A 24,270-nucleotide genomic window follows, 5' to 3' on the forward strand; every position below is an offset into this window, starting at 1 on the left:
ATTTTATAACCCCATTCGTTCATCTGCATATAGTACCTCGATTTTTCCATCTTTTCCTATGATGACAATCTCCTTATTGTAAGTATTTCCGACTTCATCGCGAAATATAAATATCTTGAAGTGCCATTCACCTGTTGCCGTATCATAAACAGAATCCGTCAGCTGATAATCTAAGCCGGAAAGCTTATCTTCAATCAATGAGTTATAATAATGCACGGCAGCAGAATTTTTTTCGATTCCCTGGTTGATTAAAGAACGATTGCAATCTTCAACGGACTTTAATTCAGGAATTTTATAATGTCTGGATATGGTCAAATCATCGCTGCTTTCATTCTCTGCAATTCCGGCAGCAGATTCTGAAGAAACATTACCTGATTCCTGGACACGATCCTCAGCACTGCTGTCCTCAGCCAGATATAACTGTACCTGCGGCGTCTGCGGCATTTCTTCCCTGGCTTCTTTGGAGGCTGCCTCCTGTTTCTTTAATGAATCGGCTGTAAAGCTTTCCTGTTGATCCTGCACAGCAGCGTCCTGCTCAGGCAATTTCATCATGGACAATGCTTCCGGAGTCAATTCATCGGCTTCCGTTCCCATAGCGGAATACTGTTTAGATTCAAGACCTGATTGGTTACTGCCGATCATTTTTTCCGGAAGTATTCCGGCAATATCTTGATAAAATCCGAAGGATAATACTCCCACGGCAAAAACAGCAGCAATGGAACCCGCTAAACGCCACTTGTTTTTCAATATTTTTTTATGATAAATACTGATCACATTTGACTTTGATTTTTCTTCGGCTAAAGCTGCCTTCCACTTCATTTCAAAGGAAGCAGGAAGAGCAGCCTCAGGAATCTCTCTGAGATGATTCACCATGTCTGCAATATCAGTATACTCCTTTTTACAGGAAACACAAGTAGCCAGATGTTCTTCTACTTCTTTCACCAGGCTCTCTTCCAGCATATCATCGATATAAAGCGAGAGCACATCTCTTATTTCATTACAATTCATCACGCTCTCCCTCCTTTGATTGAAATCGTGTCATACTATTTATTTTAACCCCTTTATTCATTAGACGATAAAATTTTAATTTTGTTCCAAAAGAATTTCGCGTAATCGTAATCGAGCTCGATTCAGCCTTGATTTTACCGTTCCGATGGAACAATCAAGAATGTCGCTGATTTCCTCGTAGGAAAATCCCTGCACATCTCTAAGTATGACGATTTCCTTCTGATCGATGCTTAGTTTGTCCAAACCGGATAATATCTCATTCGATTTTTCCTTTTTTTCATAGACTTCTTCAGGGGCGCTGGTATTATCAGGTATTTCCATGATGGTTTCTTTATCGTCTTCTACCTTATATATGCTGTCAGTTGTTTTTCTGTTATTGTTTTTCCTGAGCATATCATTACAGGTATTTACAACGATTCGATAGACCCAGGTGTCAAACCGGCTATCCTCTTTAAATTTATGCAGATGCCTGAAAATTTTAATAAAGCTCTCCTGGAGCGCATCCATAGCATCCTCTTCATTCTTTAAATATCGATAGGCAATATTATAGGCTCGATTCTGACACCCTAAAATAAGGGATTCGAAACTACTCTCATCCCCTGACTTTGCCTTTTTAATTAATTGTTTTTCCCTCTGGTCCTCTAACATCCTCATATCCCTTTTCAAAAGACGTAAATCTTGATATAATGATTATAACATTAAAATCAAGGAGACAAAAGAAAAATGTACGATTATCATACCCATACTTCATATTCTGATGATTGCAGCACACCCATGAAGGATATGATAGAACAGGCCTGTGCCATAGGGCTTACTGAACTTGCCATAACAGATCATTACGACCCTGATTATCCTGATAAAGATTATCCCTTTGATCTGGCTTATGAAAGCTATCAAAAGGCTTTAATAGAAGCTCAAGAAAAATACAAAAATAGAATTAAAATTGTGAAGGGCGTTGAAATTGGAATACAGCACGGTAATACCTTAAAAAAATGTGAATTTATAGCAGGAAATTTTCCATATGATTTTGTTCTTGGATCCTTCCACTGTGCGGAAGGTTTTGAATTATACGGGAACAGTTATTTTCTGAACCGATCTACGGAAGACTCCTATCTCGCTTTCTATCAATATATGTATGATTGCTTAAAGCTCTATAAAAATTATGATGTGCTGGGTCATTTCAATATCATTGACAGATATTCGAACAAAATGCCTTCCCCTTCCCTTTATATGGACATTGTGGAAACTATCTTAAAGCTGATCATCGATGACGGAAAAGGAATCGAAATCAATACCTCAAGCTTCCGGTACGGTATGGGGGAACGAACGACTCCCGCCAAAGAAATTTTGCAATTATATAAGGATCTTGGAGGAGAGATCATTACAACAGGCTCGGATGCCCATAAACCGGAGGATCTCGGTTATCAGCTGGAATATGCCGAACATATGATTAAATCTGCAGGAATTCGTTATATTACGACTTTTGAGAACAGGGTACCGAAGTTTATCAAATTGGACTAGGATAATCCAGGGTCATCTTTTCGCCTGTTTATATCTGGCCAATGCTTCCTCATCCTTTATCTCCAGCCCCTTTTCTCCTGCCAGGTTTTCCAGATGATGAGTAAATTCATGGCGAAGAACCTCGCGCAGCTTACTTTTCAGTCTCTCATGGGACAGATTGCCATATAAAGTTTCAAAGGATCCGAAATAGATGACAATATATCTGCCCATGCCGGGACTATACCGGTATTGGCCCATGATATATAAATCATTATTTTTCGCTTCCGGGTTGATCACTGTATCCGGCAGCAAAAGGATTCCGCCGTTTAATTCCTTATAAAATTCCTGCGGCAGTTCTTCTGCCAATTCATCCAGCAGTTCCTGCACTTCTTCTATGGTTATCATACGCTCACTTCCATTTCTTAAATTTGGATACTTTACTTGGGCCGTTTATTTGATTTTCATTAAGGGCTATATAACATAAGAAAACTGTGATAATTTAAAACTATATTCATATGATAACATAAAAATCTGCTGTCATTCAAATAATTGAAAGAACAGCAGATTCTATTTTTTATTAAATTTAAAAAATATTTAATATAAATATATTTCATCGAGTACTTATTTCAGAACGCGCTTCATGATAGAAACCGGGTTCCTTAATAAAAATCTTTTGCAGCCTTTAACCCATAAGCAGGCTCCGCCATTCTGGCAGCCCTGTTGATGGCTCTGGCCATCACATCTGTTGCTAAAGCACCTACAGCATCCGGCATGACCTCTACCTCCCCGGTAGCCATTACGAAAATGGTATCCCCATCCGCCATGGTGTGCACCGGTCTGATTGCTCTTGCAAATCCATTATGGGCGATGGATGCAAGTTTATTGGCCTGGGATTTCGTCAGTTTAGCATTGGTAACGATGCAGCCTATGGTTGTATTTCCGCTGAATACATTTTTATCATCGGCATACTGAGCATACATGGCTTCTTCCGTATTCCACAGCGCAGTGTTGTCTTCATTTAACAGACCCGCAATTCTCTTTCCTGTGTCTGCATCCACCACATCTCCCAGAGCATTGACGGCAACAATAGCCGCTGCCTGAAGCTCCCCGATCTGCAATGCATAAGTGCCCAGCCCGCTTTTCATCATATGGTCGACACCCTGAAACTTTCCTACGGAAGCACCGGTGCCTGCTCCCACATTACCTTCTGCAACCGGACCGCTGCCGGCATTGACACAAGCCTGATATCCCATCGCCTTATCCGGTCTGGATTTTGGGTCTCCTACTACCAGGTCAAAGAGAGAAGCACCGCAAACGATAGGAACTACCCCGACACCGACATCAAAGCCTACACCCTTTTCCTCTAAAAAAGCCATGGCGCCGGAACCGGCATCAAGCCCGTAGGCACTTCCGCCGCTAAGCATCACTGCATGGATCTGCTCCACCATATTGATTGGCTTTAAAAGCTCTGTTTCTCTTGATGCAGGACCTCCGCCTCTTACGTCGACTCCGGCCCAGGCACCCTGTTCGCAAATAATGACGGTGCAGCCGGTGGCTCCCACCGGATCCTGTGCGTGACCAACCTTAATTCCTTTGATGTCCGTGATTTTAATTTCTTTCATGTAATTCACCCTTACTATAATGCGCTCATTCCTTGAATTGCCTGAATCAGTGCAATGATAACACCTATAACAGCTTCACCGCCCAGTAAACCGGAAGCGATGATCAGACCGGTTCCTTTCTTATCCCAATCAGGAGCAGCCTTTTCCACAACAAACTTCAATGCGCCGCCGATAAAGGCTGTAGCGGAAAGGTAGAACGGAAGGTAAACACCAAGCCCCAGTGTCATCACAGGGAAGTTTACACAATATAGTACACATCCTGCTACCAGACCGATGAGGAAAGAAGTCATATGCGGAATGCCGCCTACCATGGCAGCAACAGCACCTGCCTGCGGTGCGATAAACATTTCTGGATTACCAAAGGCTTCCGGACCATAAGCAGTAAGAATAACATAGAAAACGCCTACGGATACAAAAGCACCGATAATACCACCTATGCATTCACCAATCCACTGAGCTTTCGGATCTGATTTTAAAAGATGGCCGGCTTTGAAGTCATTCATAACATCTCCGGATAAACCGCAGGCAATAGCAACCACAGCAGCAACCAGGAACGCTTCCGTATGACCAAGGCCGGATACGGCTTTGGCAGCCAGAAGTACGATGATACCAAATACCTCCATGGGGTTAATTCCCGTCTGCCCTACGATCTGAGCAGACATGGAAGTGGCAAGCCAAACACCAAGCAAGGTGATAATGCTGGCGATGATGCCCATGTCACAGACGATTGTAAATACAAAAGCAAGAATGACCATGACGATGGGTGCCCATCGAAGATTGATAAAGCTGCCCGACATGGCACCTTTGCTGAACATTGGTCCAAAGATTTCCTTAGCCTTAGGAAGGATCCCTTTTACGATAATTCCCACACCGGTTCCTACCATCAGACCGATACCCAAAGAAGATTTAATGGCGGAAGCAGTGCCGGCGTCCCACCATCCCCAGGCCGTTCCGCCAATGACGATGCCGAAATCTCCTATAATGGCTCCAAGGAACCAAACACCGATGAAAAGAGGTCCGATTATGTAACCCACTGCAATCAGCATTGGGGAAAGCCAGATTCCGCCGTATACACCTTTGCCGACTAAACTGGAATTCATGATGGTAGCGGGTATGGCGGCAAACCAATCTCTCAATACGGTGAAGATCGCTGCAATTCCCAATGATATAAACAGTGTCAATGATTTTTGGCCGCCCTCATCTCCGACGATCAGGGTCTCTGCTGCCGCCTGACCCATTGGATAGGGCAGCTCTTTGGTAACTACAAAATATTTACGGATAAGTGCAGTAAAAATTAAGCCCAGGATCACACCGCCGAATACGGTTGCGAATAATGCAGCCATACTCAGATCAGCTTCCTTATCCAGTATAAAGATACCTGGAATTGTGAAGGCAAGACCTCCGGCAGTCATGGCACCTGCGGACATTGCAGTGTGGGTAACGTTTATTTCATTGATGTTTGTGTTTCCCAGCACTTTGAGGCAGAACATGGATACCAATGCTACGAAAATAATCGGCCAGGGCAAAGCACCAAGCTTCAGTGCAACATACATGGAACTCATGGTGAGTATGACTGCACCGATTGCACCGATAATCATTCCACGAACGGTAAATTGTTCCTTGAAAGATATTGCGTACTTTACGCTTTTTTGGATATCTGACATATAATTTCCTCCTTTTTGAATTTTATAAATATTATACTACCTTATCTAAAATATTTCCATTCATATCCTGTTAATTCCAAAGAAATTAAGTAAATAAATAGCTTTGTTCCATTCTGCAAAATATTCTTTTCTCTATCCAAAATAATCTGTTATTTTTTCCCAGTTTGGCATGATACGGCATCGATCACAGGCTATAATTCTGGACATGACGAAAGGCAGATATGTCTATCTGCCTTCCATAGTTGTTTAATTATTTTATTTTTCAGTGAACCGGCTCGCTTCACCTATTCAGAATATCGTTCATATTCAACAATTCCGTCAATCATGGTTAAATCAACCCTTACATCAAGAAGCTTATCCTCAGGCAACGACAGAATATCCTCCGACAGAACGATCAGATCCGCTAACTTTCCAACTTCAATGCTTCCCTTAAGTTCCTCTTCATAGCTGGAATATGCTCCGTTGTAAGTGTATAGTCTGATTGCTTCCAATAGGCTGATTGCCTGCCTTTGATCCACCGGTTCGTTGACAACCCTGTCGGTTCTGTTGACACAGGCGTCTATCAAAGCCATGGAACTTACAGGTCCCGATGGAGCATCACTTGCTATGGAAACCATAACACCGGCATCTATCATACTCCGCAGTGCTGTAAAATAGGCCATACGTTTTTCTCCATAGAACTTAGTGTAGTTTCTGCCGTTCCACGCAATGAAACCGGGATTGCAGCTGGGGCAGATATTCATCTTCGCCATTCTTTCGATTAAATCCTGATCCACAATGGTACAATGTTCGATTCTATGGCGGGCAGATAGCCTGGGGTTTGTTTCAAAAGCCTTTTCAAAGCCTTCTACCATAAACTCTATGGCCAGATCGCCAACCGCATGGGCACTTGCCTGACAGCCTGCATCATTAATCATTTTGATATAGTCTGCAGTCTCTTCTCTGCTCCAGCCTAATATACCAGGTATATTGGGATCATGACTGTAAGGTTCCCTTGTAGCACAAGAGGGGCCGCTGGTACCTCCGTCTATCATAAACTTACAGGTACCGATTCTGAAATGCTCATCACCGATGCCGCTTTCCAGGCCCAGAGCCAGAAAATGGCTGTTGTCTTCCATGGATACGGGTTTTCCAAAGATACTGTGGAGCATCATATAGACTCTTGGCTTAAATTTACCCTCACGGCAGAGACGCTGCATGATCTTATAGGATGGAGCATCACATTCACCCGCGTCGTGCACAGAAGTGATCCCGTTTTCCATTAGAAGCTGATTTGATTTCATAGCAGCTTCAATCTGTTGTTCATCTGTATAGACCACTTTACTCCAAAGGTAAAAATGGGTGTGATCCTTGACCATTCCGGTAAGTTTTCCATTCTCCACCACAATTTCGTCCTTTGCATATTTAGCTGCATCGGCAGGTGTGAAAACGCCGATTGTCTCCAGAGCCTTGGAGTTATAAATGCACACATGGCCGCAGGTTCTCATGCATTGAACCGGGTGATCAGGTGCAGCTTCATCCAGTTCCTTAATCGTAATATGTCTTTTTTCTTCAATTCTGTTCTGATCGTAGCCCATCAGGGAAATCCACTGGCCTACCGGCCTTTTCTCTGCCGCTTTTCGAATCAAAGCCAGAATATCTTGAATCGACTTACAATTAGAATAACCGGTGTTAATGATAGCCGCATCCTCGTCATTTCCGAAAAAACCGTTTAAAATGGGATGGTAATGGGTGTCAATAAAACCCGGACAAAGGGTCTTTCCATTCAGGTCTATGACTTTTGTCTTTTCATCCGTTATTTTATCTATATCCTCATTGGATCCGACAAATACAATCTTATTGCCTTTTATCCCTACGGCTTCTTCAATGGTGTCTTTTTTATCAACAGTTATTATCTTTCCGTTTTTAAATACCGTATCTACATACGAAAAATCAAAGTTCATAATTATTGTCCCATAGACTGTCAGACGCTAATTGCTTTTTTCACTGAAGAACAGTTCGATGGTTTCATCACTGGGCTTTTTCCCAACGAGGCTGCCGATAATAAAAGCAATGATAGCAATTAAAATAGTGAAAACGATGTTGTGCATGCCAAAGAAGCTCAGTTTGAAATATCCGCAGTACAGGAAGAATCCAACACCGCAGACAAAAGATAAAATAGCTCCCGTAGCATTTGCCCTTTTCCAGTAGAGTCCGAATATAATCGGGCAAAGGAAAGCTGCTTCCAGACCGCCGAAAGCAAAGAGGTTGATCCAAACAATCAGATCCGGAGGAACCACAGCCATAGCAAATACGATGACACCGATCACAGCTGTTCCAATGGTACTCATCTTTCCGATTTTGGCATTAAATTTTTGTTCAGTTTCTTCAGTCTTATCCTTCACGATATAATTCAGGTAAATATCTTTTATAATTGCAGCGGAAGCCAGAATCAACAGCGAAGATACCGTTGACATAACAGCAGCTAAAGGGGCGGCCAGGAACAGACCGGCTACCACCGGATGCATTACCTGAAGTACCACTGTCGGAATGACCAGATCTGTAGAAGCAAGGTCAGCCGGTACCAGCACTTTTGCAAATACGCCGGCAATATGCATTCCAAGCATTAAGAATCCGATTACAATGGTTCCGTAGATCATGGCATTATGTAATGACTTTGTGTCTTTAAAGCCCATGCCTCTTACCGCTGTTTGCGGAAGTCCGAGTACTCCAAGACCCACCAGGATCCAGAAAGATAAAACATAGACTTTTGCTGAGCCGTTTCCTGTAGGAATGCTCCATTCCGGATTGATGACATCCAGTTTTGTTGTGATAGCATCAATACCTCCGCCTGCTTGAATGATTGCAAACAAAATGAGTATCGTACCGAATACCATAACCAAACCCTGGATCGTATCGGTGATAACGACAGCCTTAAAGCCTCCTATTGTAGTATAAATCACTACAATCAGTGCAAACAGAGTCAGTCCGACGATGTAGGAATATCCCGTAACGGTTTGGAACAGTACCGCTCCTCCTATAAATTGGCCAATCATCATAGCAATGAAAAACAGCACTAAGGCGATGGATGAAAGAATAACAACCGCAGGCGATTGATACCTGGCACGGAGATAGTCCGTAACGGTAACAGCATTGATTTTTCTTGAAATTACAGCAAATTTCTTTCCTAAGACACCCAAAATCAAAAAGGCGGTAGGAACCTGGATCATTGAAAGAAATACCCAGGAAAGTCCTCTTGCGGAAGCGACTCCGGGACCTCCAATAAAGCTGCTGGCACTTGTAAATGTAGCAATAAGGGTCATAGCGAGAACCAGTCCGCCCATGGACCTTCCCCCTATAAAGTACTGATTGATAAATCCGCTTTTATTTGCAGATGCCTGTTCTCTGCTGGCCCAAATCCCGACACCCAGATTAACCGCCAGATACAGTGCAATTGGAACTACAATTAATAACTTATCCATAAAAATTCCCTCCTTCCTTCTTAATTAACATCTGATTTGTCATCACTGTCCAGGTCAAAATCTTTGAAGATAACCTTCACAAGGATAATAACTCCTACGGAAGTCAGTACCCAACCCATTACGCAGCTTAAGAAAAACCATAGCGGGAGCCCCATTACATACGTGTAGTCTGCCGGGGAGGTCGCTTCACCGATACCATAGCCGGTGAAGTACCACCAGAGAAAGAACACGACGTACAGGCCTATCGACCATAATGCTTCCTTGTTCATCTGACGATTCCTGTCTTTTTCGGACAATTTCATACGTTTACCTCCTTTTTTAATTGTACTTGAGGAATAAAAATTTTTATGCCTGCCATGCTGTCAATGCTTTTTTATTTAACGGCAGCAATTTGGCCTTGCTGCCAGTAAATAACTTTTCCATAACCTTTTCAATACTTTCCAGCTTTACAATTCCTGTTTTATTTACGATTGCACCTAAGACTACCATGTTGGAAACCTTGTCATTTTCAAGGCTCACAGCAATTTCGTTAGCATCGACACAAAATACCTCTATATCGTTTCTTTTCGCAGGTTCCTTGATCAGTGATGTGTTGATAAAAAGCTGTCCTCCGGGTATAACGAAAGGCTCAAACTTCACGAGCGAAGGATAGTTCATTGCAACCACGGCAGTCGCTTCGGTTACAATGGGAGAATTGATTTTCTTATCCGAAACGATGACGGTGCAATTTGCCGTGCCTCCCCGCATTTCAGGTCCATAAGAAGGCATCCAGGTGACTTCTTTCCCTTCCAGCATTCCTGCATAGGCGATCATTTGCCCGATCAGCATAACGCCCTGACCACCAAAACCGGATAGAATCAATTTATGTGCGGTCATTTATTTCACCTCCTCAGGACACTTCAGGTTACCAAGCGGGAAATAGGGTATCATATTGTCTCTCAGCCATTGAAGAGAAGCCGTAGGACTCAATCCCCAATTCGTGGGGCAGGAAGAAAGGATTTCAACAAATCCGAACCCAAGGCGTTTCTCCTGAATTTCAATAGCTTTTTTAATTGCTTTCTTCGCTTTGCGGATATTTGCCGGAGAGTCCAAAGAGACTCTTTCAACAAACACAGCGCCGTCTATGGTTGCAATCAGCTCTGCCATCCGAATAGGCCGGCCTGAAGATTCTTCTTTTCTGCCGTCCACACTGGTGGTGGTCCTTTGTCCAAGGAGGCTGGTAGGTGCCATCTGACCGCCTGTCATACCATAAATTGCATTATTGATAAAGAATGTGGTGAATTTTTCTCCTCTGTGAGCTGCATGAACGATTTCGCCGGTTCCGATGGAGGCAAGATCTCCGTCGCCCTGATAAGTAAACACAATCTTGTCAGGATGAACGCGCCTGATTCCGGTTGCTACGGCAGGTGCTCTGCCGTGAGCCGATTCGCACATGTCAATATTCATGTACTGGTGAGCCAAAATACTGCAGCCGATGGGCGCCACACCGATGGTCTCGCCGAGAAGTCCTTTTTCTTCTAAAACTTCCATCACAAGCCGGTGAGAAATGCCGTGTGTACATCCCGGACAATAGGTCGTTTCTTCCGGGAGCATTCCTTTTGTAAACTCAAAAACCGTTTTCATTTAATCACCTCCAACGCCTTCTTTGCATCTTGTGCAACTTCCGACGGGGTAATCAGTATGCCACCTGTTCTGCCGGATAAGGTTACCGGATATCTCCCCTTGCTGCCTATTTTTACATCATCAATCATTTGCCCCTGACTCAATTCCACCGATATCAAGAGCTTCGTTTCAGGATCAATTTCATCGAAGGCTGCATAGGGGAACGGCCATAGAGTAACGGGTCTGATAAGGCCTGCTTTGATTCCGTCTTTTTCAAGTATTTCAATGGCTTCTTCAACGATTCGGGCGGTAGAGCCGTAAGCGACAAAGACGACATCGGCATCCTCCAAATTAGATTTGCTATATTCTACCAGGGCTTCTTTTGCCTTGTCATATTTTTCTTTTAATTTCCTGAGATTGTTTTCCAGCAATTCCGGCTTTAAATAGAGCGATTTAATAACGTTATGGGGCCTGGCTTCTTTCGTGCCGGTAAGCGCCCAGGGTTTCGCTTTGGATATATCATCAATGTCAACTGCTTTCAATGGTTCAGGCAGAATGACAGGCTCCATCATCTGTCCAAGCATACCATCGGCAAGAATCATAACCGGGTTACGGTATTCATCCGCAACGCTAAATGCTTTTTCCATCATATCCACTGCTTCCTGTATGGAACTTGGAGCATAGACGATAAGATGGTAATCGCCGTTTCCTCCGCCTCTGGTTGCCTGATAATAATCCGCCTGACCTGGCTGAATGGAACCAACACCGGGACCTCCTCTGGATACATTTAATATGACCAGCGGCAGTTCTGTCGATGCCAGGAATGAAAAGCCCTCCTGCATCAAAGCGATACCCGGGGATGAGGAGGAAATCAGCACTCTTCCGCCGGCAACTGCCCCTCCGTACGCCATATTGACAGCCGCCAGTTCACTTTCTGCCTGTACAAAGGCACCGCCTGCCTTGTGCAGTTCCCTTGACATATATTCTGTTAATTCGTTCTGAGGGGTGATGGGATATCCAAAATAATACCTGCATCCGCATCTGATAGCCGCTTCTGCAAAAGCTTCATTTCCTTTCATTAAAACCTTTTCAGTCACGGGAATCCCCCCCTTCTTCCAGATAGACGCTGATTGCACCGTCAGGACAGATGACGGCACAATTTGCACATCCGATACATTTATCCTTTTCTTCAACACATGCAGAACGATATCCTTTTGAATTGATATTCATCTCATGGAGCTTAATAATCTTTACAGGACAAACAGAAACACAGAGTTCACAGCCCTTGCATTTCTCTTCGTCAAATTTTACCAGTCCTTTAGCCATACCATATTACTTCCCTTCTATAATTTGGTTAGCGATCCAGCCAGGTATCACGCATATATAAATGAATCGGGAAAATGGAAAAGTCCGTAAACGTGCTTGTTTCTCTGCGTAATTCTTCCTGCAGCTCTTCCATACAGCAATGATACTTGATTGGAATTTGATGTAATTTTGAAAGTGCCCTGCATAACTCATAGCCTTTTACGATATCCTTCGTACCGGTTGCTCTGATGAGATGGGTATTATTGATCAGGCCGGTAACCCTCAAGCCTGTTTCTTTTTCGATTCTCACCAGATGATGCTCGGCACCCTTAACCGTATTGGTCTCCGGTCTGTTGCCATTGATCACACAAAAGATATCACTGTCTTCCGGAGTTAGATATTTTTGAAACTGCATGAGAATTCTGGCACCGGAATCATCTCCGCCGGCATCGATCACCGTGATGCATCCGCTGTCCTCTAAAGGAGCTTTGATTCTTGCCGTGACCGCCGGCAGATCGGCTGTGATATCGTAATCAAAGGTATTGCTGTATACATCAATTCCCTTTTCCACCAGAATCTGCTTTTTTTCCCTGCTTCTAAAATAGGGGTTTGCGATATCAAGATCAACAAGGGCTGTCTTTTTCCCCTGTTCAGCCAGCTTGATAGCGTAGTTTACGGAGAACTCCGTTTTTCCGCTCCCATAATGTCCGACAATGACTCGAATTCTCTTACCTTCCAGATCCAGCATATTTCACCCAGCCTTCCGATGGATTAACAATCCTCATTCAAAAAATACATGGAAGTCAATGCATAGATTTTGGTGGTTTCAATCAATTCGGGAAGATCTACATACTCATCTGCATGATGAGGGATATAGGTATCCCCTGCTCCGATTACGATAACAGGAATCCCTTTTTCCTTATGCAGGAAGGTTCCGTCCGTAGCACCGGGTACACCTTGCCAAACCGGTTCCTTTCCCGTGATCTCTTCCACCGCTCGATAAACCACCTTTGTGATCGGTGCATCCTTCGGTGTTTCAGTCCAGGGTCTTTCTTCAATTATTTCCAAAGTTGCTTTAAAATCAGGATCTTCTTTGGCTAACTTTTCATAGATATCAAGAATCTGCTGCTTCAGAACCTGATGGTCCTGACCAGGAATCGTTCGAATATCCAGGGTCATATATGCTTCCCCTGGTACAACGTTGATTTGAGCTTCCCCTTTTGCAGGAGAAGTAATAATGGTTGGTGTGATGCTGGGCCATTTTAAATATTCATGGCAGCCAACTCTGTCTTTTTCAGACTGCTCCAGCTTTTCCAGTTCACAAATGATTTTTGCAAGACGCCAATTGGGATTTATGCCTGTCAGCGGCATAGCTCCATGACTTTGTTTTCCGAAAACTCTTATTTCCGCTCTCATTGCACCCTTTTGGAAAATGCAGATGTGATTTTCTTCCGGTTCACAGATGACTGCGGCATCCACATGATCAGCCCAGCCGCGTTTAATGAAATCTTTGATACCGATCATCATGCCTTCTTCATCACAAGGGATGCAAAGCAGAATGTTTCCTTTGAATTCTTCTTTTGAATCCTTTACTGCCTTGGCAGCAAAGATAGCCGCGGCTACATTGCCTTTTGTATCGCAGGTTCCTCTGCCATACATTCTGTCTCCGACGATTTCCGCCCCAAAAGGATCATACTTCCACTGTTTCAGATCTCCTGCCGTAACAACGTCCGTATGCCCTTCGAATAAAATGGTTTTCCCCGGCTGAGTGCCCCTGAGAAATGCAATCACATTGGGTCTTCCGGGAACCACTTCTTCAATATGTACCTCAAACCCTTCCTTTTTTAAAAATTCGGCAATGAAAGACGCCACGGCCGTTTCATTTGCACCTTCTTTATCCGGGTCATAAACACTGTTGATTCTGACGATATCCTGAGTAAATTGAATCAGTTCTTCAGAATTCACATAGTCCGCAACATGCCTATAATTTTTCATTTTCATTATCTCCCTTCATTCCTTGGATACCTACGTTCATTTGATACCTGCGTTCCTTGGATCCCTGATGGTTAATAAATCCCAACGATTCTATTGTTTCTGGATAAATGTAATCAGGTTGGTCAATACCATATTCACAGGAGTTGAAATTCCCAGGGCCATACCTTCCCGTACGATTGCTCCGTTAATCATATTAATTTCCGTTTGCTTATGATTCAGTACATCCTGAAGCATGGAGGACTTGTTTACAGCTGTGGCTGTACAAACCTGCTTGGTATGCGCTACAGGATCCTGATCATCTAAAATAATGCCTTTTGCTTTTGCCACTGCTGCCGCTTCTTCCACTGCCGCTTCCAGTAAAGCTTCTATTTCCGGATGCTTTAAAAGCTCTCCGTTATGCAGTCCGGTAATTCCGGTAAGCGCGTTGATTCCTACATTTACCAGTAATTTGTCCCAGACAAGTCCCAGTACATTACCGGAAATTTCCGTTTCCAGCTCCGCATCTCTTAAAACCTGTGCAATCATTTGAATTCTTTGGGACAAGCTGCCGTCAAGCTCACCGATAATGGTCTTTCCACTTCCCGCATGTCTCATCTTTCCCGGCCCCAGCATAGTAGCTCCATGAGCAGTGGTACCGGCAACCACATTTTGGTCACCGATTTCCGTGCGGATAAGATCGATGTTGCCCAATCCGTTCTGAAGGGTCAACGCGATGGTGTCAGGACCAAAAACGGCTCGATTGCTTTTTACCGCAATGCTGGTAAGCGTAGATTTGACAAAAACAATGGCAAGATCACAAGGACCGATTTCTTCCGCATCGGATGTTGCTTTTACCTTGTCGTAGACGATTTCTGTCCCCTGCTCTTCCATGAGTAATCCGGATTGATTGACAGCATCTACATGATCCTTCCAAACATCCAGCAGATATACTTCATTGGACGGCACGGCGGACAGCTTCGCCCCATACAAGGAGCCCATTGCACCTGCACCTACGATAGCAATTTTCATGATCTTTCACCTCTTATCTATCTGGGAGTTAATACAATCTCTTCAGTTCTTCTTCAGTTACTCCGCCGAAGGTATGCTTTTCTTCAGGGAATGCACCTGACTTTACTTCCGCCTTGAATTCTTCCAGCGCTTTTACGATTTCCGGGGTTAAATTGAGATATTGTTTCACAAACTTCGGCAGGAATTTGTCGAAGAGTCCCATCATGTCATGGAAAACAAGTACCTGTCCGTCCGTATATCTTCCGCCCCCGATGCCAATGGTCGGAATGGTCAATTTTTCAGTAATCAATTTTCCAAGTTCATCAGGAATGCATTCCAGTACAATACCCCAGGCTCCTGCTGCTTCCAATGCCAAAGCATCTTCCAGTACGTCTTTTGCCGCATCGCCTTTTCCCTGTATTTTGAATCCGCCCAGCTTGGATACGGTCTGCGGAGTTAATCCGATATGGCCCATAACAGGGATCCCTGCATCTACGATTGCTTTTACGGTATCCGCAACTTCTTTTCCGCCTTCCAGTTTAATAACGTCGCATCTTCCTTCTTTCATGAGGCGTGTTGCGTTCATGATGGCCTGTTCTTTCGAAACATTATAGGATCCAAAAGGCATATCTCCAACGATCAAAGGTGTAGGAGCCCCCAGGACTACCGGCTTGATATGATGAATCATTTGATCCATAGTGCAGGCTACGGTTGAATCGTCTCCCAAGACTGTCATCATGAGGGAGTCGCCAACCAGAATAATTTCAATCCCTGCTTTCTCAACCAGGCAGGCAGTTGGGTAATCATAAGCGGTAGTCATGCTTATTTTTTCGCCCTTAACCTTCATTTCCTGTAATTTATGCGTCGTGATTTTTGCCATTTTCTTTTCCTCTCTTTCCAATCGGGAGAAGTTGTGCTCCCGGTTATTATATATAATGAATTAAATGATATCATGAATTAAATTGTGGCCTTTGGTTTACTGTACCCTAATTGTTTTGATATTTTATTTGCAGTTTCCACAACAAATCTGGAATAGGCGGTCAAATGGGTACTTTCTTCGAATCTGTACTTGGGACAGGATACGCTGATAGCCCCGATAGGATTTCCATGATAATCAAATATGGGAGCCCCAAAGGAAATCAAGCCATCTACATATTCCTCATCATCCATGGAATAACCGTCTTCCCGAACTTTCTGCAGCTTCTCCTGAAGCTCCTCATAGTTTTCAGCCGTATGCCTTGTAAACTTTTCATAAGACACAGGTTTCATCAATTCCTTGAGTTCATCTTCAGGCAAGAAGGCAAGCACCGCTTTGCCCATTCCGGTACAATATCCCGGCACACTGGTACCTACGGTGATTCCCACCTTAATGGTGGAATTGCTTTCAATCTTATCGATATAAATCACATTACTGCCTACCCGCACACTTAGGTTAATGGTTTCTCCGGATTTTTCCGCCAAATCCTCTATGTACGGCCTTGCGATATGTTTTAATCCGGTTTTCTCCATCACACGATTTCCCATCGCTAAAAGTTTCAGGCTGTTGGAATACTTTTTATTTTCCTTGTTCTGGTTGATATAACCGGCATTTTTCATGGTAGTAACCAAACGATGCACGGTTGCCTTATCCATAGACAGTCTTTCACTCAGATCTCCCAGGCTCAGCTCACCAGCCATATCCAATTCTTCCATAATCAGGAATGCCTTTCTGATGGATTTTACGTCATTTGATTTATCTTTCACCAGATCACCGTACATAATGGTTCCTCCATTTACAAAATAGTACCTTACGCCTTGTTATACACATACCAGTATCCCATAGCCACCAGCAAACCTCCGCCGATGATATTTCCGATGGTAACCGGAATTAAATTATGCAGAAAGAAGCTGCTCCAGGAAAGGGAAGCCAGTGCATCTCCGGATAAATGAGCCAGTTCTGCAAAGACAGAATTGCCTTTCACAAAGATACCAGCCGGGATATAATACATATTCGCAACGCTATGCTCGAATCCTGAAGTGATAAACAGCCAGATCGGGAAGAAAACAGCAAATATTTTTCCCGTCATGGTCTCAGCGCCATAGGATATCCATACAGCCAGACAAACCAGCCAATTACACATAATGCCTAAAAAAAGCGCCGAAATAAAATCTAAATTCACTTTATAAACTGCGGTTTTTAAGGTGACTGCACCAAGCATGCCAGCGCCGCTTTCAAACAAACCGGAATTGGCCATCATATAGGCGATGAACAGGGAACCTATCAAATTTCCGACATAGACGATCACCCAGTTTCTGAGCATGCTGCCCAGTTTTACTTTTTTCTCGCAAATTGCGGCGAGGATCAGGGTATTCCCGGTGAAAAGCTCTCCTCCTGCCAATACCACCAGCATAAGTCCTGTACCGAAGACTGCCCCTGCAAGCACTTTTCCGAGACCATAGGTTTCAGGATTGGAAAACAAGTTGAAAGCCGCCATATTGGATCCTTCTGCGGCAAATGCGATAAATGCTCCTGCCATTACGCTTAAAATCAGCAGTTTACTAAAGCTTCCGTTTACTTTGTCCTGTGCCATGGATATCGTGTAATCTAGTATTTCGGCGGGCTTCAGCGGTTTTTTATCCATTCCTTCACCCTCTATTGTTCCTGCAGTTTCATGGCTTTGATGACATGATACAAGAGAATCATGGAAGTTACGGTTCCCACTCCCCCCGGCACCGGTGTAACAGCTGCTGCTTTTTCCGCTACCGGTTCAAAATCTATGTCGCCGCACATGACATTATCCACAAAATTGATTCCAACATCTACTACAACAGACTTTTCGGAAAAATAATCAGCTCCGAAATATTTTCCTTTTCCTGCACCGGTCACTACGATATCTGCATTGGAAGTGATCTGAGAGAGATTTTCCGTTTTCGAATGGCAGATGGTTACTGTGGCATTTTCTCCAAGGAACAGCATGGCCAAAGGTCTGCCAAGGACCATGCTGCGGTTGATCACAGCTACATTTTTTCCGCGCAGATCATATTGATAATATTTCAGTATTTCTATAACAGCCTCCGGAGTGCAAGGTGCAATTCCGCTGTTGTCGCCGTTAAAGACCTTTTCCGTATTAACGGGACTCATGCAGTCAATATCCTTTTCCGGCTTTATGGTTTTTGCAATGATCTCCATATCGAGCTGCTTGGGCAGCGGCCTGAATATTAAAATACCATGTATTTCAGGGTTTTCATTGAGATTCTGCAGAACTCCAAGGAAGTTTTCCATATCTATATTATTGTCAACCTGCACTACTTCCGCTATCATGCCGAGCTCTTTGCAGTTTTTCAGAATTCTGGCTTCATAAGCGATATCGTCAGGCCTTTCACCTACTCTGAGGATTGCCAGCCTGGGCAGATTTTTGCCATTCTCTTTGCAAAATTCTACTTCTTTTAGAATTTCATCCTTGATTTTGTCTGCTACCGGTTTTCCCTTTAACAACATAATTGGCCCTCCACATATTGATAAACCTTGTCTGCAAGCACAATTCCTTCCTCAAGAATGGAATCCAGTTTCTTTTGCAGTTTCTCTTTCAGTTCTTCATCCTTCATCAGCTTCAAATTGATGAGAACATTGAGTTTCGCCCCCTGCAGTGCCGCTTTGCAGAAAATGACACCTACTCCCGCATCACTTACCACAAGTCTGCTGCCTTTCTGTGCATAGAGGTCCAGGATTTTGATTCCTTCCAGACAGCATTCCGCAATGGCCAGCGGCACTTCTGCTGCCTGGATCAATGCCTGCTGCAGCACCTTATCCTTTTCCAGCTTTTCTTCTTCCGTTGAGGAAGGCAAACCGTAAGCTTTTGCAAGTGGTTCGAAAGCTGCGGCATCTTTTGCTACCAATGCATTCAATCGATCCGTCAAAGCTTCCGATTTGATGAGCAGGTTTTGAATCTCCTCTTCCACATCCTGATACTTTTTCTTTCCGGTGGTAAGATTCCCCACCATACTTCCCAGGGCAACCCCAATGGAGCCTACCAATGCAGAAGCTCCGCCGCCGCCGGGAACCGGTTCTTTGGATGCCAGAGAATTGATAAATTCAATACAACTGTTGTTTAACATCCGGTCCTCCTAAAATAATCCGGAAATTTTCCCGGTACGATCCACATCGATCATTTCAGCTGCAGGTACCTTGGGCAGCCCTGGCATCGTCATAATATCACCTGTGATGGCAACAACAAATCCGGCGCCAATGGAAGGCTTGATGTTTCTGACGGTAATTCTGAAGCCTGACGGTCTTGCGAGCTTTTTCGGGTCATCCGAAAGTGAATATTGTGTTTTTGCCATACAAATCGGCAGATTGCCATAGCCTAAAGCTTCGATCTCTTCGATTTGCTTTAGGGAGCTGCCAATATAATCAACGCCGTCCGCCCCATAGATCTTTGTTGCGATGGCTTCAATCTTTTCACGAATGGTTAAGGTCTCATCATAAGCAAATCTAAAATGATTTTCACCTTTCTCAATTACTTTTACGACTTCCTGTGCCAGTGCAACGCCGCCTTCTCCGCCTTTGGCCCAGACTTCCGACAAAATAACATTGACGTTTAATTCCTTACACCTGTTTTCAATATAGGAAAGCTCTGCTTCCGTATCTGTAGGGAATCGGTTGATGGCAACCACAGCAGGAAGCCCGAAAACACCGGTGATATTTTCCACATGCTTGAGCAGATTTTCAATACCCTTTTCCAAGGCCGCTACATTTTCGTTGTTCAAGTCTGCCTTTAGGACTCCGCCGTGGAGTTTCAAGGCTCTTGCTGTTGCAACGATAACGACGGCATCAGGCTTTAATCCGCTTAATCTGCATTTTATATCTAAAAATTTCTCAGCTCCAAGATCAGCACCGAAACCTGCTTCCGTAACTACATAATCCCCCAGCTTTAATGCTATTTTGGTTGCCATAACACTGTTGCAGCCATGAGCGATATTCGCAAAAGGACCTCCATGAATAAATGCAGGTGTATGTTCCAGAGTTTGAACCAAATTAGGCTTCAGGGCGTCCTTCAAAAGTGCTGCAACAGCTCCCTGGGCCTTTAAATTTCCGACGGTTACCGGTTTTCCTTCATAGGTGTAGGCCACAATAATTCTCGCAACTTTGGATTTCAAATCCTCCAAATCATTGGACAGGCAGAGTACAGCCATGATTTCCGAAGCAACGGAGATGTCAAAGCCGTCCTCTCTGGGGGTTCCGTTGGCTTTTCCGCCAAGACCGTTCACCATGAACCGAAGCTGCCGGTCATTCATATCAAGACATCTTTTCCAGATGATTCTTCGAACATCAATATTCAGGTCATTTCCCTGCTGAATATGATTATCCATCAGTGCTGCAATCAGATTATTCGCTGTAGTTACCGCATGAATATCCCCGGTAAAATGCAAATTGATGTCTTCCATAGGTACTACCTGGGCATAGCCGCCTCCGGCCGCTCCGCCCTTGACACCAAAAACTGGTCCTAGAGAAGGTTCTCTCAGAGCAATAACTGTTTTTTTGCCGATCTTACTTAAAGCATCTCCTAAGCCTACCGTGGTAGTGGTTTTGCCTTCTCCTGCCGGAGTGGGGTTAATAGCCGTTACAAGAATCAGCTTGCCGTTTTCTTTTTCCGCATAGCGATCCAAAAGATTATAGTCAATCTTCGCTTTATGTTTTCCGTAGCATTCCACATATTCATCTTCAATTGACAGATAATCAGCTATTTCACCTATCACTTTAGGTTTTGCTTCCTGTGCGATTTCTATATCACTTTTAAAGCTCATTTTTCTCCTCCTGTTTTAACAAATACTGCAATAATTGCATTTCGAAACGACGTCGATCTACATATTTCGTATTGTGAAATATCGTTTTAAATTCCATTATTTATAACAATTCTACTGCTATCTGCCGAAAAAATCAAGGTTATTTTTCATGCATACATGATTAAACAAAAATATTTTTGGCATATTAAAAAAAATTATTATATAAAAAAAATCTTCTTTATTAAAAAGGATATCGATTAAATACACACTTTTTACAAAGAAGTTTTTTTATAATGAAGGTCTCTATTCGCCGAATTTTTTGATGCGATATTTTCCTCAATAAAAAAATCCCGACATGTCGTCAGGTTCATAATTCACACCCTATCTTAGATAGGGGGGTACTCTGTTTCTGCTTCTGTCTTCCACTCAGAGGAGGCTTGACATAGGCTACGAAAACTCGAATTCCCAAGGTCAAAATGTAGGTTGAATTATAAGTCCTAAACGATCATTTCAGGATTAATTTAACGTGTTAAGTTAAGATGATCTCTCTTAATCTGTAACTTTATTATATACGATTTTCTCGTATTTTACAAATGTAATTATTGCCATAATCATAACTTTTTTTGTTTTTTTGTGTCTCTAATTGAGTATCAAAATTGGCGAGGGGTACCCCTTCTGCACATCCCTGTTTATCTAACAAACAGCCGCCGATATCGGCGGCTTATCTCTTTTATTCGTATCTGGTTGCAAAGTTAATATCTGTCGGTGTTCTCTTGGATTCATCCTTGTACCGAATTGTCCCCGGAGTAATGCAATCTTCAACTGGACATACGTTAAGGCATAGATGACAGCCGACACATTCGTCGTTAACGGTAGGTCTTCTCTTTTCAAAATCCCAGTTGATCGCCTGATGGGCTGCATCAAAGCAGGAAACATAACATCTTCCGCAGCCAATACACTTTTCATGGTCGATATCAACGATAACCTTCACATTTCGATCCAGCTCTTCAGCAGGGATAATATTAGGAAGAGCCAGTCCAACCATATCCTCAACCTTTTTGAATCCTTTTTCCTCCATATAGTAGGACAATCCGCTGATCATATCCGATACGATACGATAACCGTACTGCATAACAGAAGTGGTTACCTGTACATTGTGGCTTCCCACTAAAATAAATTCCAAAGCATCTCTCCAGGTCTCGATTCCTCCGATTCCGCTCATCTGTATATTTTTCAGCAGCGGATGCTGTTTCATCTGCGCAATGAATCGTAGTCCAATAGGCTTTACAGCAGCTCCTGAGTAACCGGAAATGGATGATTTTCCTCCTACTACAGGCATGGCTGTCATATGCTCCAGATTAATGTTTGTGATAGATTTAATGGTGTTGATGGCCGATATTCCTTTAGCTCCGCCTTCAATAGCCGCAATAGCCGGTATTTCCATATTTCCGATATTCGGTGTCATCTTGGCAATAACAGGAATATGCGTGGATCTGGATACTGCGTTTGAATACTGTCTTACTAAATCCGGGTTTTGTCCTACGTCCGAGCCCATGGCATGACTGGTCATTTGCGGGCATGAGAAATTGCACTCAATGAGGTCGGCTCCCGCATCGGTTACCAGCTTTGCCAGGTCCTCCCATTCTTCATCAGTACTTCCCATAATCGTAGCCACCATGATCTTATCCGGATAATCTCTTTTTAAACGGTAAATAGCCTGGAGGTTATCTTCAAGAGGTTTATCCGATATCTGTTCCATGTTTTTAAAGCCGATCCATGGTGTTGATTCTTTTGTTACATTATCAAATCGAGGAGAACATTCATCAGCGATAAATCTGCCGACTGTTTTGAAAAATACGCCTCCCCATCCCGATTCATAGGCTTTGGCAACCATATCGTAGCATCCTCCAACTGGAGAAGAGGATAAGAAAAATGGATTTTCGCATTTCACGCCTAAATATTCTATTGATAAATCTACTTTATTTGCCATATTATTGGACACCTTCTTTCTTGGACAGATAATTCATAATACTTTCAGCGACTGATTTTCCCACTGCCACTGCCTCAACAACCGTCTTGCCTCCATTGACAATATCACCTGCGGCAAAAATACCTTCAATGTTTGTAAATCCTTTGTTTGAATCACAAGCGATTGTACCGTTATCATTCAGTTCGACCTCAGCAATCTTTTTCATATCCTCTGCTTCCTGACCGATTGCAAAGATGATATGATCTGCCTTTAATGTTAATTGAGAGAAACCATCTGTGCCCTCTGCCAGCAAGCCTGTAACTTTTTCATTCTCGCCAAGGATTTCTACAGGCTTAAATTTTGTAAAAATGCTTACGCCTAAGGCTTGAACGTATTCTAACTCAGCGATATCCGCAGGTGCTTCTTCAATACTCCTTCTATATACAATCGTAACTCGATCTGCCCCCAACAGTTTTGCCGTTGAGGCACAGTCCATGGCAACGTCTCCTCCGCCGATTACGATCACTTCGCCATCTACCTTCATCTCACCATTTGAAGATCTGGCTTTTTTCAGGAAATCCACCGCATAAGTGACACCTTTCATATATTTTCCTTTGACATCGATTTCTTTTGATTTCCAAAGACCTGTTCCAATAAAGAAAGCTTTAAAACCTTGTTTCTTCAAATCTTCAATGGTGATATCTCTGCCTACCTTTGTGTTCATAACAAATTCTACGCCAAGATCCTTCACCTTCTGGATGTCAAAATCGACAACGTCCTGGGGCAGTCTGGGAGGAATGATTCCATAGGTCAATACTCCGCCAGGCTTTTCAAATTCTTCAAAAATAGTAACCTTATATCCCTCTCTGGCCAGTCTTTGGGCACAGGAAAGTGAAGCCGGTCCCGAACCGATACATGCAACCTTTTCCTTGTCAGCTTTGGGTGCCTCAAAAACTTGTAAATTCATTTCTTTTTCCATGGCAACAGCAAAAGCCTGAAGCCTTCCGATCTGAATCGGTCTGTCAATTCCGGTTCTGCTGCATGCTTCCTCGCACAATCTGTCATACGGGCATACCTTTGCGGTACATCCACCCAAGGCGTTAGCCTCTCTGATTGTTGCCGCAGCGCCCTTTATGTTTCTAAATCGGATAGAACGAATAAAATCTGCCGGTTTTGTATCAGCCGGGCATCCTTTACTGCAGGGGGCATCATAGCATAATACACATCTGGCAGCTTCTTCCATCGCTGTTCTGATATTATAACCATGAACCGCTTCGTCTAAATAATCTCTCTTTATTTCTTTTCCATTTAATTGATTTTTGTCAGTTACTTTACTCAAGATTTTTCCTCCTCTATTCATTTTTCTCAGATTCTTGCACTATGAAGAATGATTT

At 43.4% G+C, this 24,270-nt stretch carries 24 protein-coding genes; 1 reads left to right on the forward strand and 23 read right to left on the reverse strand.

Annotation, left to right across the window (positions count from 1 at the left end):
- Positions 1-3: 3 nt before the first annotated feature.
- On the reverse strand, positions 4-1,008 hold the full coding sequence (locus tag KCX82_RS02330) for an anti-sigma factor family protein (protein ID WP_227016823.1): 1,005 nt from the start codon (positions 1,006-1,008) through the stop codon (positions 4-6).
- A 75-nt stretch (positions 1,009-1,083) separates the two neighbouring features.
- Entirely contained in the window at positions 1,084-1,656 is a 573-nt protein-coding gene (locus KCX82_RS02335) for an RNA polymerase sigma factor (RefSeq protein ID WP_227016824.1), read from the reverse strand.
- A 75-nt stretch (positions 1,657-1,731) separates the two neighbouring features.
- Between KCX82_RS02335 and KCX82_RS02340 the strand changes: the two genes are divergently transcribed.
- On the forward strand, positions 1,732-2,529 hold the full coding sequence (locus KCX82_RS02340) for a histidinol-phosphatase HisJ family protein (protein ID WP_227016825.1): 798 nt from the start codon (positions 1,732-1,734) through the stop codon (positions 2,527-2,529).
- A 12-nt stretch (positions 2,530-2,541) separates the two neighbouring features.
- Here KCX82_RS02340 and KCX82_RS02345 read toward each other — a convergent pair whose 3' ends face one another.
- The 21 genes from KCX82_RS02345 to KCX82_RS02445 all read right to left on the reverse strand — a co-directional run bounded on the left by KCX82_RS02345 (position 2,542) and on the right by KCX82_RS02445 (position 24,215).
- A complete protein-coding gene (locus KCX82_RS02345) occupies positions 2,542-2,913 on the reverse strand; it encodes a metallopeptidase family protein (protein WP_227016826.1) in 372 nt (123 codons plus the stop codon).
- 254 nt (positions 2,914-3,167) lie between these two features.
- Positions 3,168-4,130 (reverse strand): P1 family peptidase, encoded by a 963-nt coding sequence (locus KCX82_RS02350; RefSeq protein ID WP_227016827.1) that lies wholly within the window; start codon positions 4,128-4,130, stop codon positions 3,168-3,170.
- Between the two features lie 14 nt (positions 4,131-4,144).
- The gene (locus KCX82_RS02355; protein WP_227016828.1) at positions 4,145-5,794 is read right to left on the reverse strand and encodes an OPT/YSL family transporter; all 1,650 of its coding nucleotides are present in this window, start codon (positions 5,792-5,794) and stop codon (positions 4,145-4,147) included.
- A 284-nt stretch (positions 5,795-6,078) separates the two neighbouring features.
- On the reverse strand, positions 6,079-7,737 hold the full coding sequence (locus KCX82_RS02360; protein WP_227016829.1) for an amidohydrolase: 1,659 nt from the start codon (positions 7,735-7,737) through the stop codon (positions 6,079-6,081).
- 27 nt (positions 7,738-7,764) lie between these two features.
- Positions 7,765-9,255, reverse strand: a complete 1,491-nt coding sequence (gene panF, locus KCX82_RS02365) for a sodium/pantothenate symporter (protein WP_227016830.1) — start codon at positions 9,253-9,255, stop codon at positions 7,765-7,767.
- Positions 9,256-9,275: 20 nt separating this feature from the next.
- Complete coding sequence (locus tag KCX82_RS02370; protein WP_227016831.1) at positions 9,276-9,557, reverse strand: YhdT family protein; 282 nt, start codon at positions 9,555-9,557, stop codon at positions 9,276-9,278.
- 43 nt (positions 9,558-9,600) lie between these two features.
- Positions 9,601-10,131 (reverse strand): 2-oxoacid:acceptor oxidoreductase family protein, encoded by a 531-nt coding sequence (locus KCX82_RS02375; protein ID WP_227016832.1) that lies wholly within the window; start codon positions 10,129-10,131, stop codon positions 9,601-9,603.
- Positions 10,132-10,878, reverse strand: coding sequence for a thiamine pyrophosphate-dependent enzyme (locus KCX82_RS02380; protein ID WP_227016833.1), 747 nt, complete (start codon positions 10,876-10,878; stop codon positions 10,132-10,134).
- Positions 10,875-11,954, reverse strand: a complete 1,080-nt coding sequence (vorB, locus tag KCX82_RS02385; protein ID WP_405127658.1) for a 3-methyl-2-oxobutanoate dehydrogenase subunit VorB — start codon at positions 11,952-11,954, stop codon at positions 10,875-10,877. Before vorB ends, KCX82_RS02380 begins: the two co-directional genes overlap by 4 nt.
- A complete protein-coding gene (locus KCX82_RS02390) occupies positions 11,947-12,183 on the reverse strand; it encodes a 4Fe-4S dicluster domain-containing protein (protein ID WP_227016834.1) in 237 nt (78 codons plus the stop codon). Before KCX82_RS02390 ends, vorB begins: the two co-directional genes overlap by 8 nt.
- Before the next feature lie 28 nt (positions 12,184-12,211).
- A complete protein-coding gene (locus tag KCX82_RS02395; RefSeq protein ID WP_227016835.1) occupies positions 12,212-12,910 on the reverse strand; it encodes a nucleotide-binding protein in 699 nt (232 codons plus the stop codon).
- A 23-nt stretch (positions 12,911-12,933) separates the two neighbouring features.
- Positions 12,934-14,157: a M20 family metallopeptidase gene (locus KCX82_RS02400; RefSeq protein ID WP_227016836.1), complete on the reverse strand. Its 1,224-nt coding sequence runs from the start codon at positions 14,155-14,157 to the stop codon at positions 12,934-12,936.
- A gap of 90 nt (positions 14,158-14,247) precedes the next feature.
- Positions 14,248-15,165 (reverse strand): ketopantoate reductase family protein, encoded by a 918-nt coding sequence (locus tag KCX82_RS02405; RefSeq protein ID WP_227016837.1) that lies wholly within the window; start codon positions 15,163-15,165, stop codon positions 14,248-14,250.
- 28 nt (positions 15,166-15,193) lie between these two features.
- Positions 15,194-16,024 (reverse strand): 3-methyl-2-oxobutanoate hydroxymethyltransferase, encoded by an 831-nt coding sequence (gene panB / locus KCX82_RS02410; protein WP_227016838.1) that lies wholly within the window; start codon positions 16,022-16,024, stop codon positions 15,194-15,196.
- A 77-nt stretch (positions 16,025-16,101) separates the two neighbouring features.
- Positions 16,102-16,902: an IclR family transcriptional regulator gene (locus tag KCX82_RS02415; RefSeq protein ID WP_227016839.1), complete on the reverse strand. Its 801-nt coding sequence runs from the start codon at positions 16,900-16,902 to the stop codon at positions 16,102-16,104.
- 29 nt (positions 16,903-16,931) lie between these two features.
- Positions 16,932-17,765 (reverse strand): formate/nitrite transporter family protein, encoded by an 834-nt coding sequence (locus KCX82_RS02420; RefSeq protein WP_227016840.1) that lies wholly within the window; start codon positions 17,763-17,765, stop codon positions 16,932-16,934.
- A gap of 11 nt (positions 17,766-17,776) precedes the next feature.
- Positions 17,777-18,622, reverse strand: a complete 846-nt coding sequence (locus KCX82_RS02425) for a bifunctional 5,10-methylenetetrahydrofolate dehydrogenase/5,10-methenyltetrahydrofolate cyclohydrolase (RefSeq protein ID WP_227016841.1) — start codon at positions 18,620-18,622, stop codon at positions 17,777-17,779.
- A complete protein-coding gene (locus KCX82_RS02430) occupies positions 18,613-19,239 on the reverse strand; it encodes a cyclodeaminase/cyclohydrolase family protein (protein WP_227016842.1) in 627 nt (208 codons plus the stop codon). Before KCX82_RS02430 ends, KCX82_RS02425 begins: the two co-directional genes overlap by 10 nt.
- A 9-nt stretch (positions 19,240-19,248) precedes the next feature.
- Positions 19,249-20,928, reverse strand: coding sequence for a formate--tetrahydrofolate ligase (locus KCX82_RS02435; protein WP_227016843.1), 1,680 nt, complete (start codon positions 20,926-20,928; stop codon positions 19,249-19,251).
- Positions 20,929-21,637: 709 nt separating this feature from the next.
- On the reverse strand, positions 21,638-22,897 hold the full coding sequence (preA, locus tag KCX82_RS02440; protein ID WP_227016844.1) for an NAD-dependent dihydropyrimidine dehydrogenase subunit PreA: 1,260 nt from the start codon (positions 22,895-22,897) through the stop codon (positions 21,638-21,640).
- Between the two features lies 1 nt (position 22,898).
- Complete coding sequence (locus KCX82_RS02445) at positions 22,899-24,215, reverse strand: NAD(P)-dependent oxidoreductase (protein ID WP_227016845.1); 1,317 nt, start codon at positions 24,213-24,215, stop codon at positions 22,899-22,901.
- Positions 24,216-24,270 lie beyond the last annotated feature (55 nt).

Source organism: Sinanaerobacter chloroacetimidivorans (genome assembly GCF_018128545.1).
Classification (GTDB): domain Bacteria; phylum Bacillota; class Clostridia; order Peptostreptococcales; family Anaerovoracaceae; genus Sinanaerobacter; species Sinanaerobacter chloroacetimidivorans.